Below are 13,103 nucleotides of genomic sequence, written 5' to 3' on the forward strand. Positions count from 1 at the left end.
CCCTTAGCTTCCGTAGATCAATCCCGCTTCCAGGCCAAAGCGCAGATACTCTTCCAGCCGCACGCGCAGATTGGTTTCGCGTTGCGGCTGATATAAACCATGTAGCACACCCATTTCGCTCTCATCATGGGCTCCGCGACGTATCTTGTCTGAGGTGCTCTGTAGCAACTGACAATAGCCGGGATCACCATAATGCAACGAAGTGAATTGCGGCCATATCTGCTGATCGCTATCGTCAGGTTGACAGTGATAACGGGACGGTGTGCGCGAGCCGGGCGGCACATAGGAAAAACGCACACAACCTTGCTGACGGCGCTCAGCCCAAAGCGGTGCTTTCCACGGATCACTGCCACTGGTTAGCGCGGCGACGAAAAGGCAATCACTGGCCAGCGTCAATTGCCGGGTGTGAGCCTTGCCGATCACGGTGCAGCTTTCCAGCGTGAGCGCACCGCCTTCTGCAAGTGCGTCAGCGCCAGGGCCACGGTAGGCGATGAGATTTTGCGCAGTTGCATCCACGATGCATTCGCGTAACGAGATTTCAGCGTCGGCGGCGATATGCAGCGGTGCGGTAATGCAGCGCTCCAACTCTATCTTGGCGAAGGCATGGCTTACCACCAAGCCGGGATCGTCTGCTTGTGGCGGTGACCCATCACCTTTGGTGCGCGGGCCGGGTACTAAAGTACAATCGCGCAGCACGAGATAACGCGGTTGAGTGTCGGGGAAAGCGGCCATCATGAGTGTGCCGCCACTGATTACCCAACCGTCGAGGATCAAGGTTGCTTCGGTGCCGAGCGTGAGCGTGATGTCGCCGCTCGCCGCCAGCAGTGGACGCGCGCCATTGACCGCGCGCAGCACGACGGTCTTACCGGCATTCACAGTAATAGAGGGCATCTCCACATAACGGCGGCTGTCGAGCACTTCCACCGTGCCACCATTCTGCACCGCGTTGAGCGCTGGTTGCAGTGCCGCGCCACCTTGCACAATTTGCACCGGCATAACAGGAACGGCAGGTTCGCCACGTTCATATTCGCCGCCGCCGGTGGCGATGGTAAAACCATAATGAAAGCTCACCAGCGGTGCAGCGGTCGGCGCGTCAGCGAAGGCGATGCGGCCCAATACTGGGTCGATGGCCACCAGCCCGGAACCGGCAATCGGCTGGTGCGCCCAGGCGATGACATTGCCGCCAGCGTCCTTGATATCGCTGAGATCGCAGATGCAAATGTTATTGCGCGTAATCAATTGCGGTGGATTGCCGTCCAATTCCAGCCATAAACTCTTGCCAGGACCGTAATAGTCGTCAAGATGAGCCTTGAGCCAACGGCACGCGAGCGGCATAGGCACGTTACGTGGTTCGGCCAGATGGCTGATTTCTTCTTCCGTCTCCGGCGTGTTGTAAAGCGCCATGTCGGTACCCAGCGGATTGAAGCGGAAGCGCAGTCCGCCGCCGATATCTGGATCGGCCACGCCCTGCGATCGGGTTAGTGGAAACGCACGTACCCGCCACAAATAGAGACCGATGTTGGGAATATTGTGGCGCGCGGCACCGGTGCTAATACGTCGCACGTCCACGGTGTGAGCGATGGTGTCGAAGGCGGTGTCGCGCCAGTGCAGTTTTTCCCAGTTGCGCAAATTCGGTGCGTAGTGCGCATGAGTACGCAGATGATTCATATTCTGTGTCCAGCCCAGCAGTTGGAAGAATTCCACCGCCCGTGCCGGCCAGCCGGTAACATCGCGCGCCAGTTGCTCGAGCATGGATGCCGTGCCCTTGCGGCGGCGATAGCGGATGGTGTTGGCCACGTCGGCGCGCGGCGAGGCCACATTGGGCACTACACCGTGCAGGGTGCGATAGCCGATGAGATCACCGATATAGGGCGCCACCCACGGCGCGCAGGTTTCGATGAATTGGTCGTCGTAGAGTTGTTCGAGGTTTTCCTCCATGGTTGCCACCTGCTCGGCAATGACGGCAAGCAACTCGCGCAGCGGATAGCCTTGCTCCGCATCGCGGATGCGGTGGATTGCGGGCAGCAGTTCGTAGAGACGGTCGGCGGTCGTGTTCACGGCATCTCCTCCAGATAATCGAATGGACCGGTATCTAAAAGCAATAATTCGGCAGCAGTGCCATTACCCTGCGCATCAACCATCGCGGCGGCCGGTGTCAGTCGCTGTTCCAGCGTGATAGTGGTACCGCGATAAAAACGATCCAGATCCACGCCCAACACGCCCTCCACTTCCTGCGCAATAGCGATAATTTCTGAGCGAGAGACAATCTGGCCGAAGTCGCGTGCGTCGAAGGAAAAGGCGGCGCGCAGAGCAGTCTCGACGTCGGCCAATACCTTTTTGCCCTCGTGATCCGGGTCGCATTTGATGCGCAGTGCCAGATGAAAGGTCGCCTCGTTGTACGCCTTCGTTTCGCAGTGCACCAGCGGGTCACCGTTTTGCTTGAGAGTATTAAGCAGTTTGGCGAGAGTCAAATCCGGCGGTTGAACGCCATTATCGCCAGCGACGGTAATGAATACAGTGCGCCCGGCACGGGTGTTGAGCACGGTGGCTTGTGCCTTGGCGATGCCAGTGAATGCGAGCGCATAATCTTCATAATCCTGTACCGAGACCACGCGCCCGAGTGTGCGCACGCCTAGCGGCATATTGCGCCGAGCATGAGCTGCACTGTCCGCATTCACGCCACCCGCAGCAGGCAACGGATTGCTCACCGCTTTTAAGCCCAATGGACGTGAGAGCAGTTGCGAGAGCTGTCCAGCTTGCAGATTGCCCGCTGTGCCGATGCCCTTGCGATAAATAGCGCGTAAATTATCCTGGCCAGTCGGCAGGCGCGCGCCGTGGCGGCCGTCGCCGAACTGGATAGTCCCCGCACCATCCTCTTCCACACGCAGCACGTAAGAGCGATCATTGGCACCGGCCTGGTAGAGAGTGGGCGTCTCGTGCCAGCGGATATCGTTGACTCGCACCTCCAATGCCGCCTCGGCGCCAGTCTCGTTCTCGGCCCCAACGAAGGTGAGCGGTGTGTGTTTGAGGGTGTAGCGTTGATGGGAAAGTCGCGCCGCACCGCTGCCCAGAGTCTGATGCACGGTCTCGCCGTGAGTGGCGAGCGCAACGTTGGCATAAAGTTTAACACTGCCGCGCTGGTATTGATGTTGCAGCGGAGTAGTAAAAAATAGTTTGCTGGTATTGCCGTCCGCTTCAGTTCTCAGCAACGTCAACACTTCACTCACGTCATCACCGGCGGTAGTAATGCCGCTGAGTATCAGCATACGGTCGGGCGGAAGTTCTTCCACTTTGCGATCCAGGCGTAGCGAATCTCCCGCTACATCTGCGGTGATGGGCGTTTCCGCCAGCGTCAGTTTTTCACTGTGAGCGAAAACTGCCGTCTCGCGCAGCCGTTCATTGAAAAGCTCGCGCAGATTCTCACCTTTTACCTTCAGCCGTGTGGTTTTGCCGGTCAGCGTAAAACTTGCGCGTGCATCCTCGCCTGCGGTGTCAACTTGGTACAGCTCCTGATATTCGGGGATGGATAACACCAGCCAGCCGTCGTGCACAATCTGCGGATAGAGCGCGTCAAGATGCAGCGTATGAACGTTGCGCGGATAGAGTCGCCCTTGCGGGATGATCTGCTTGGCCAGGCCCGGCGGCGTCCACGAGAGCTTGATAGTTGCCGCGCCACCGTCCTCGTAATACTCCAGTTTGATGTCATATTTTTTACCGGCGGTAAGCGTAATACTGCCGCTGTTTTCAGTGGCGCCATGATTGGTCCAGTTGTTGATAATCAAATGATTGTCGACCCACAGGCGCACGCCGTCGTCGGAGAGGGTGTGAAAGCTGTAACTGCCGGTTGAGGGCGCATGCACCCAACCTGTCCAGCGCACCGAGAACGTGTCGGCGCCTATCAACGCATTGGGCGAACCGCTGCCCCAATCGAAGTTCACCGTAGTATCGGTGCGCGTGAGCTTGCGATTCGAAAGATCTTTGTTATCGAAATATTCACCGTAAAGACCCGTACCGGTAGCGGAGGCTGTCGGTGGGTCGGAAATATCAGCGATGGTGAAACCTGGCCATTCGGTGGTGGTGATGGTCGAGCCAGTCGGCAGCCCCAGATAGCCGCATTTAATATCGTTGGACATTACCCGCCAGTCAGGGGCGTTATAACCGAACAGTGAGGCGCGCTGGCGCAGCGCGTATACCTTGGGCTCAGCCGCTGGCGCGACGTAGGGCGAGGCGCTACCCAGGCCGTGATTCAGCGTGACGATGGTATGGTCTGCGGTGCTGTCGAGCACCACGCTTTGGACACGACGAAAATCCCAGTTCTCGTTGCCGGTATTGTTTTCACGTTCCGCGCCGACGAATAGCAGCGCGTCACCGGCCTTAAGCTGCGTCGTGGTGCCCTGCAGATAAACGATCTTGGTGCCGAACACCGGCAATTTCATTTCGTGCATTTTCGGCAGCAGCACGTTCCATGCCGGTCGCGCTTCAATACTCTCGACGGTCTCGAAGGTCTGCGGTTTTTCGTTGGGGCCGGGTATGCTCTGCACCTTGATGCCGATGTCCAGCGTCACTTTGTCCGGTACGCCGGTAGCCTGCTTGGGGTCGCTGCTCACGGGTTGTGGCGGCGGTTCTTGCAGTGTGAAAGCGAGGTAGGTCTCCGCGGCAACGCCAGGTTTGAGACGATAGCCAATCAGCCGCGCCAATTCGCTCAACGACAGACGTTCGCTTGACGTACGCAAATAGGATTCATTGGCGAGACGTTCCTGATAGAAGCTCAACACGTCGGCCATACACGCATAGGCATCCAGCAGCGCAATGGAAAAATCATCGCTATCGCGGGTGCGCAATTTTGCCAGCGCGGGATATTCCTGCGACGACAGCCGCGCCTGCATGCTAGCCAGCACCTCGCTGTGCGTGCCGATGCGATAGGCGATGGCCGCAAGCCCCGGGCGATTGTAGAGCAGCGCCGGTGCCTGGATGCCCACGCCCGCGCAACAACCGCACGCGTCTTGCGATGATTGTTCTTCGCCGCTCATTTGCCGCCTCCTATCGAGAGCTTCAACACACCCCGTTCAGGGAAGTTGGGATCGTTGTCCAGTCGCGCGATTTCCAGTCGCCCAATCGTTAGCACGCCGTCATCCATGGGTTTGGAATCCGGTGGCGCACGCAGACGCTGAAAAGCGTTAATCACCACCGAGGCCACGCCTTGTATCGCCTGTGCTGCTTCATAAAGCGCGCTGAGATAGACCGCCTGGCCAAAGCTGAAATTATCGGGATGAAACAAGGCAGGCGTGCCATCAACCAACCAGCCACGGCTGAATACGCGCATCAGCGCGACGCGTACATCGGCGCGGAAATAATCTGGCTTGACGCATACCGTCATTTCCAGCAGCAGAGGCACATAGCTTGGGCCATTCACCTCCAGGTCATAGCCCGCCATGCGATAGCGCTCGACGTGGTCGCGGATGGTTTGCTCATAGACCGCATCCACCTCGCCGCCACCCTTTCGATCAACGGTGAGAAACACCGTGTACCAGCTGCCGGTCCAGCGGAAGGTGGCGGCGGCACGCTGTACGCTGGGATGACGTTCGGTAACTTCGGCATAATCCGCCGGGGTGACCGCGCGTTCCTGCGTGCGAAATGCTTCTGGCGCATCGCGCCTGATGTCCTCGGCCTTCTCAGGATCGCTGCCGCCTTGGGCCGATAGTGGATTCGACGCGCGCAACAGCCGTGCATCGTTGCTGACGATGTGTGCGATAGACTCCAGACCAATGTTGCCTGCCACGCCGTTGCCGATGCGATAGCTCGCGCTAAATGTGGTGCTGACGTCGGGGCGCTTGCCATGATAATCATCTCCGAAACGCAGCAAGGCGCTACCGTCGTGTTCGCTCTCCACCACAAATTCGCTCGCCTCGGCATCGCTGGCGAGGAGATCGGGGCACGGCAACCACGTGTCTGGCGTGCCCTGAAAATGGCTGGCGAGAGAAATGGCGGGACGCGCACGCTGCGGCGCGGCGGCGGTGATCAATGCGGCGGCATCGGCCAGCGGTGACACCTGCACTTGGCCGCTGTCCAGCCGCAAGCGATAGGCGCTCACGCCGTCAGACACCGACCATATGCCATCGCCGCCTTGCACTACCACCGGCCCCGCCTGCAACAGCACGCCCTGCGCCTGCAAGGCGTCGTGCAGTGCCGGTGTAAAACTGCGGGTCTGCAATGCGGTGACGATGGCCGCTGTCGCGGTGAAGCCGAACAACGGCGAAGCGATGAGCGGCAAAGCATGCGTGAGCGGACGTTCCGCAAGTCGCGGCCGGAAACGAGGGGGCACGGCCTGTAAGGGCGGACGCTTGCAACTCAATACGTCGCTCTTGGATGTAAGGGTGAGTTGTGAGGCAGACACAGCACCCAAATCTTCGCCCGTCAGGGTGCGGCCATGGTCGGCCAGCACGATGTTGCCGTAGGCCGCGCTCACCTCACCGAGATAAGTCGCGCCGTGATCCAGGTCAGTGATGGTTGACAGGCATAATGGAAACGGCAGTGCATCCTGTTCTGTCCAGCGGATCTCGGTGACATCCAGCGGATTATTGTTAGGTACTGGCAGGAACAAACCTCCGCAGGGGTCGCTATCCAAACGCACGTCGGTGAGACGCACTGCCCAGCGATGCGCACGGTCTGCATCTGCGGCAAATCCTGTGCGCGGGCCGAATTCTTCCGCGAACACCAACACGTCGCCCGCCTTGAGATTAGGATAATGTCCACTGAGCGTCGCGCGCACCGCACCCTTGGGCAAACAGCATTCGCGCTCGCCCCAGGAATAGAAACTGATGCGTTCGTGATCCTGATAAAGCAAAGTGTCTTCCACCGTCTCGAATACCAGCGCACCGTTGGCCAAGGCATCGCGCAATTGGTCGCTGGACGGGGCAATGCGCTCGAGCGTGTTGGGCACACGCGTGAGCAACGGTGTGCCGCGTGGAATGTTTACACCGTCGTCGTTGACGAATAGTTGCACCCACACGCGGGCATTGCAGCCCTCGTGCACCCTGTAATCCACCAGCCGCGCATGACGGCGTAGCGAGATGCGCTTGCGCGCAGTAGCAAGATAAGCTTCGGTGGCAACAGCATCTTGCTGATAGGAAAGCTGATCGCCCACATAGGCCAACATTTCCACCAAGGTTACGCCGATATCGGCGGCGTTGCGGCTACTCCAGTCCGGCATGAGCACGCTCATGCGATCCAGCATCAGGCGGCGGAAGCTGGCGTAATCCTTAGCAAGATAATCGAGGCGCGGATTCGTCGCCGGCGACGTAGGACAGGGAGTAATGCTGGCGCAATCGAAATCCGATTCACACTGCACCTTGAACGAGAACTGAATCTCGCTCAAGCGCGGATCAAAACCAGCCGGCGGCGTATCGTTGCCGGGGCCGCTCAGCAGGCGTAGCGTGTACTGCGAAAAATCGCCGTAAATCTTGGTGCGGATCACCATGAATTTATTGAGCGGCACGAAACCATCAACGAGGCTGGGCGGTTCACTGGCGGGTAGCGCATTGGCGATTGCAACCCACTCGATGTCAACGCTCTTGATGCGTTCGCCGCCTTCGATTCGGAAGTTATCCTTGCCGAGCGTGGCGGGCACTGCCCGCAGGAATTTCACGAACAGCGTGAGCTGGCGCGTGGAATCGCCGGAAATACCGCTGTCATGCACCTCCAGATATTCCAGGCCATTGAGGGTGCCGTTTAACTTCACTATTTCGCGACGGCGCTGGTCGCAGCAGTAATATTTCATGAGCCGCCTCCCGGTGCGCTGATCTGCGCCACGCCGCGAGTTTGTGTGCGGCGTTCTACATATTGCACAGTAATGAGCAAGGCGCCGTCCTGCGCCTGCACGTCGACGGTATCCACGGTGATGACATCGCTCAGCCATTGCTGCAAAGCGCCTTGAATCAGGAACTGCGTGGTCGCCGCCACTTCAGGGCTGGCGGCGGCGAACACCAATTGCATCACGCCACTGCCAAAAGTAGGACGCATCACGCGTTCGCCCGGCGCAGTGAGTAAAACCTGCTCGATGAGGTCGCGAATGTAGCCGGACTCATCCGTCTGCGCGGTGCGGCCACGGCCGTCAAATTGGAAGGGATAGTCAATCTGGCTCATAAGTACCTCATGTCGCGAGCACCCTGGGTTGTACCACCAACGGCAACAAGCCGGTGCCGGTAGGCACGCATACCGCCTGCCCGGTTTGTATCAGCACTGGCACACCGCCAGCCAGCACCCGTACTGCACCCACCACCCACTGCGCGGTGACACAGGGTGGATTCGGTGTACCAGTAAGAGCGCAGCCGGTAATCGCATAGGGCGAGGTCAGCGTGGTTGCCGGTTGACCGCTCAGCAGCACGCGTGGAAATGGCGTGAGCGGGGTCGCCGGCCCTGCATGCATGCAGGTTATCGTGGCGCCAAGATGAAGGATGGGTGCGGGCATAGTAGCGTTCTCCTTATATCACCGTGAGTGCCCCGAGATTGATGTCCACCGTCGGACCAGTGAGATTGATCACTGCGCCCTTGCCGTTAGAAATCATGATGCCGATATCGGTCACCGAGATCATGGCACCGGTCGTGGTTTGCAACTGAATACCTCCAGTGGGACCGGGTACATCACTAATAACCAGGCCATTCTTCAACGGAGTCTGCAACGTGATGCCAGGCACTGCGGGCGGCACCATACGTGACAGCACCGGCAGCTCTGCGGCACTGCCCCAGAAGCAGCCAACCCAAATCGGGTGATCCGGATTACCCTGTTCAAACTCTACCCATACACCGCTACCGATCATAGGCAACGCAAACATGCCCATATTTATCCCGGCCAGCGGCACGCAGGGCATCGCCCAGGTTGTGGGAATAAGGCCCGCCACATCAGGCACCTGTACCTGCAACCGTCCCATCTGCATCGGGTCTATATTGTTGAGTACCATGCCGCGGTACTTGCCATAAAAATTGCCACTGTCGCTCATACGGGAACCCTCGGTGTAATTGAAACCAGACCGTTGCGCGTCAAGTTGAAACTTTGCTTGAACTCGCCGCGCTTGAGTGTGCTGGTGACACTTTTTACGAAATAGAGGCCATCATAGGCGATGCCTGCGCCACGCACGCCGACCAGTTGTCTGGCTTTCAATGGTCGACCGTAGCGCAGCACATTAATGCTGCCAGTGGCGCTGACTGAGTCCTGCGACTTCTTCGCTTCATTGAGTCCTCTTAAAATCGCCTGCATCGGGTTCATCTTTGCCGTGTCCTTCAGTATCTTGAGGTTGCTGAGCGTTGTAGAAAGCACTCCCAGCGGTGGCTGCAACGGATTGATGTTGGGAATCGGGATCGGAATCGGGAAGCGCGTAAGCTGGTTCTGGATGAACACGACCGGCAGCACACCCTTTGTCGGATCGAACGAAAAATTCATATTCTCAACGTTGGTTAACCCGTCCATGTCCACGTTTAGCGCCGGTTGCGGCACGCCCACTTTGATCTCGGGCCCAAAATAAGCGATGTTGGTACCCGCCGCCGGCCCAGGCTCGATATAAAAAATGTAGCCGGCCTCTTCAGCGAGCTGCTGAATATATTGAAGGTCAGTGCCCTTATGGGCGGGAATCTTGTCCACCGGGATGGGAACATCGGGAAACAACACCGGAATAATCAGCGGAATCAAGCCGAAGGCCGCATACTTGGCGCAAATCAGCGCCACGCGCGCCTCGATTGGCAATGCAGGGTAAGGCAGACCGCTAAAATCGAGCATATCCATGACCTTCGTAAGATCCTCCCCGGTAACCGTCACCGTACCGGGAGCGCCGTTGCTTCCCGCCTGCACCTCTACATTCGTCATCACCCCGTCAAACAACGGTTGTGGCGTACCATTGAGGGTAATAATCAGCATGACTCGCAGCGGCGGCGTAGCGGGACCTCTGTTCATAGCACCGGCGATAATGAAAAACGTGTTCAGCTCCGACTTACTGCTGAATTGGAAGCTCATCTGGAAGCCGCTCGCCGCGCCTGCCGCCGTAGTGACCTGCACGCTATCGAGCGCATTCATCACCATCTGCGGTACCGGCACCGGTACGATAGGGCCGATCATCAGCGTGAGATGTATCCCTTTAGCCAGCATCGGTCACTCCCTGAACGCCTTCTGGTAAGGTGATGCGCAGGCGCTTGCCCGCAGTTTCCGTCAATTCTTCGGGGCGTATGACGCCGTTGGCATCGCAGATTCGCCAGTACTGCGACGGGTCACCGATATAGTGCGCGGCAAGATTGTCCAGCCGGTCACCCGCAGTGACCATGTGCTCCTGCAATAGCGAGAAATTCTCCGGTGGCGGCACGAAGCGGCGCTTCAGATACGCGACGACCGTGCCATCCGGCTGAGTGGATTGCACCGCTGCGATACCGTGGTAACGGCTCTCAGGCGGAAACAGGGGAGTGACCAGAGAATTCGCCTGCATAAAAGCCTGGATCGGATCTATCATCAAATACCTCCTATTCCCAGCGTGGAGAAAGTGCCCGCCTGGGCTTTAGCCGCAAGCCGTTCCTTGTTTTGCAAATAGCTCATGAACAAACTGCCGCCCTTATGACTGAAACCGAGATCGTCCACGTTCAGCACCCTAAAGCCGATGCTTACCTTGGCGACGATCGGATTCAAGGATGGATCGAAGGCTTCCTCGGTCACGCTGAAATCCGTAATTCGCACCGGCACGATACGATTTTTTCCCCACACAAAAAGGGCCAGGGGCGCCTCCATCGGCGCAATTTCCAGCGTACCGGACTGTGACATTGCATTGCGGTCGAGCAACTGACTGCTGGTCGGGTTGACCAGCGATTCCAGCACCGACACTTGCGGCTGAATGCCGTTTTCCACCACGGAGCGATGTTGATCGGGAAATTCCAATTGATCCGCAGCATCAATGTCCGCCTCCAGCTTGAACGTCTCCACCGCCGGACCCTTGAAGCGCATAGCCTCCGAGCGGTTACCACCCTCGCCGCCGGCACCCTGTACTTGCAGGGTGCGCGTCATTTTTTCCGGGTTGTACTGTAGCGATATGATGCGCAGTACCCGGCCCGATTCGGCATCGATCAGCACAATGCCACCTTTGAGAACTTTTGGGGAATTCGAATAGCCGCTCATGGCATCAGGTACCTGTTTGTCAATTCAGTATGAAGTTGTAGTCCGGTAACGTGTGCATCAGACTGAGCATGCAAGACAGCGCATTGATCAAATACCCCGTGTAAGGCTGTGACTCTTGCCTGCGGATTTATTTTCTTGAGTATGATCAACATAAAAGCTCTCTCTCAATCCAATTACAGTTTTTTATCATCAATCGAATCCGAATAATCCTCAAAATAGCTACGGCGTTCCCTTTGTATTGCCAGCCGACCCTTGAATTACTTCTTGCGGCGGATGCTTCTCCTCTCCCGGCCCATCTCCTATCTCTGGAAATGAAGTTGCGCTGAAAGTCCCCAGAAATCCCTTACAGCTATTGTCCTGCGGCTTTAAAGAACTGCTGGCTACGCCATCGTGCCAATGCAGCGTATCCCGTAATCGCGTCTTTTCTATCTCCCTACCGTATGTGTTCAGCATATCCACAGGGTCTAGCGGTATGTTATTAAGCCGTTTTTTTGTTTCATCGATCACACTTTTATCCGTCCGGTACCTACGCTCTGCTGCTGCCTCGTTGTTGATGACTGAGGCATACAAAGCTAATGTCACTTCAAAGGCTGCGCGGATGTCGCTGCAGTGCTCCATTTCCCCTGCCCAAATCTTCTTCGCGCCACCTTCTGTTATGTTCCAAAATAAAGGAGCCCTGCCGCTCAGATCCGGGCACACTCTTTTTCTGTCACTGTCATAGGCCATAAATGTAGTTATACCCTCCTGAAAGGTCCCGGCCTGTGTTGAAGCGGACTTGATCGGGGCCATCCCAGCGTACGTTGGTTTCAACCTATAGAGAGTCTTGCCATCCTCCTGCACAGGCTCTGCGGCAATCCGGGGAGCTATCGCAACTGCAACATCAGGCCAGGTTGCCCCAAGAACAAAAGCCGGGCCCTCACTGGGGTTTTTACGCTGGGGATGCGGAGGTCCTTTTGGCAAGGTCGCTCTAAACTGAATAAACCGTTCCCGAGCCATTGGAGCGACCGTACATTTTTGGTACAAATTATCCGTCTCGGGAGACCCCCAACCCCACGTTGCAGGGGCAGAATTTTTTAACCGCCCACTTGGCTTGCTGTCTGCTTCCTTGAATTTATCTTCGGGCTCGCCAGGAACATTCGCCGATGGACCTGGCACCTTATCTGCATCGTCAAGCATCTGTTTTAATGCGGGATCTTCCTGCCGAGACAAGATTAAACCGCCGTGCGAGATGGCCGACATGGAAAGTGGCGGCAAACCCCGTTTTTCATCGCTTTGTCTGGCACCTCTTGTATTTTCATCCGGGCCTGATTGCTGCACCACATGCGTTAATTCATGCGCAAGCAGTTTGCGCCCTTCGTGCGACCCTGGCGCGAATCCGCCTGCCCCAAACACAATGTTGTGTCCCACCGTATAGGCATGGGCATGCACGTCCCGCGCTGATTGCTCGGCAGCCAGGCCGGTGTGCACGCGCACCTGCGAAAAATCATGACCAAAGCGTTGCCCCATGTCTTGCTGTAATGCCGTATCAAGCGGGCTACCCGAACCAGCAAGCACGCGCTCGACACTGACGGGCGCCCTATCCGCTTCCCCGGAGAATTGCTCCGTGAAACGTTGAATGCGCGGTGGTACCTGGCTGACTTTAGAATTTGCTGGCCCTGCCAATACCTGATCAGCAATCCGATCCGCTTCCTGTTCCAGCGGATCGTTACTAGCGCCTATGCTTAGCTTTTTTTGCAAACGTTTTTTATTGCATTCCCCGCATTCACCACTTAATGATGATGACGCCGACCCGCCACAGGCGCACTTGCGCTGCAATAGCAATCCCGCGTGAGGCGATTTGCCCACGAGCGGTGATTTGGCAGCAGTGTTCTGTAGTAGTGCAGCGGTACTCATTACTTCATCTCCTGGTTGTCGAGGTCTTTACTCAATTGCTTTTCTTTTGCGTGACTAACATAAG

10 protein-coding genes are annotated in these 13,103 nt (G+C 57.4%); all 10 read right to left on the reverse strand.

Going from position 1 to position 13,103, the window contains the following annotated elements:
• Positions 1-3: 3 nt before the first annotated feature.
• The gene (locus tag W01_RS06905; RefSeq protein ID WP_198421257.1) at positions 4-1,938 is read right to left on the reverse strand and encodes a hypothetical protein; all 1,935 of its coding nucleotides are present in this window, start codon (positions 1,936-1,938) and stop codon (positions 4-6) included.
• Positions 1,939-2,054: 116 nt separating this feature from the next.
• Positions 2,055-4,886, reverse strand: a complete 2,832-nt coding sequence (locus tag W01_RS06910; RefSeq protein ID WP_173053269.1) for a putative baseplate assembly protein — start codon at positions 4,884-4,886, stop codon at positions 2,055-2,057.
• Between the two features lie 140 nt (positions 4,887-5,026).
• Positions 5,027-7,777: a putative baseplate assembly protein gene (locus W01_RS14175; RefSeq protein ID WP_320416776.1), complete on the reverse strand. Its 2,751-nt coding sequence runs from the start codon at positions 7,775-7,777 to the stop codon at positions 5,027-5,029.
• Positions 7,774-8,142, reverse strand: coding sequence for a GPW/gp25 family protein (locus tag W01_RS06915; RefSeq protein ID WP_173053271.1), 369 nt, complete (start codon positions 8,140-8,142; stop codon positions 7,774-7,776). The genes W01_RS14175 and W01_RS06915 overlap by 4 nt, the downstream gene beginning before the upstream one ends.
• Positions 8,143-8,149: 7 nt before the next feature.
• A complete protein-coding gene (locus W01_RS06920; protein WP_173053273.1) occupies positions 8,150-8,467 on the reverse strand; it encodes a hypothetical protein in 318 nt (105 codons plus the stop codon).
• A gap of 13 nt (positions 8,468-8,480) precedes the next feature.
• Positions 8,481-8,996 carry a phage baseplate assembly protein V gene (locus W01_RS06925; RefSeq protein WP_173053275.1) on the reverse strand — a complete coding sequence of 172 codons (516 nt, stop codon included), beginning with the start codon at positions 8,994-8,996 and terminating at the stop codon, positions 8,481-8,483.
• The gene (locus tag W01_RS06930) at positions 8,993-10,135 is read right to left on the reverse strand and encodes a hypothetical protein (protein ID WP_173053277.1); all 1,143 of its coding nucleotides are present in this window, start codon (positions 10,133-10,135) and stop codon (positions 8,993-8,995) included. Before W01_RS06930 ends, W01_RS06925 begins: the two co-directional genes overlap by 4 nt.
• Complete coding sequence (locus W01_RS06935) at positions 10,125-10,490, reverse strand: LysM domain-containing protein (RefSeq protein WP_173053279.1); 366 nt, start codon at positions 10,488-10,490, stop codon at positions 10,125-10,127. The genes W01_RS06930 and W01_RS06935 overlap by 11 nt, the downstream gene beginning before the upstream one ends.
• A complete protein-coding gene (locus W01_RS06940; protein ID WP_173053281.1) occupies positions 10,490-11,146 on the reverse strand; it encodes a CIS tube protein in 657 nt (218 codons plus the stop codon). The genes W01_RS06935 and W01_RS06940 overlap by 1 nt, the downstream gene beginning before the upstream one ends.
• A gap of 219 nt (positions 11,147-11,365) precedes the next feature.
• Positions 11,366-13,039, reverse strand: a complete 1,674-nt coding sequence (locus tag W01_RS06945) for an eCIS core domain-containing protein (RefSeq protein ID WP_173053283.1) — start codon at positions 13,037-13,039, stop codon at positions 11,366-11,368.
• Positions 13,040-13,103 lie beyond the last annotated feature (64 nt).

It is taken from the genome of Candidatus Nitrotoga sp. AM1P, assembly GCF_013168275.1.
Lineage (GTDB): Bacteria > Pseudomonadota > Gammaproteobacteria > Burkholderiales > Gallionellaceae > Nitrotoga.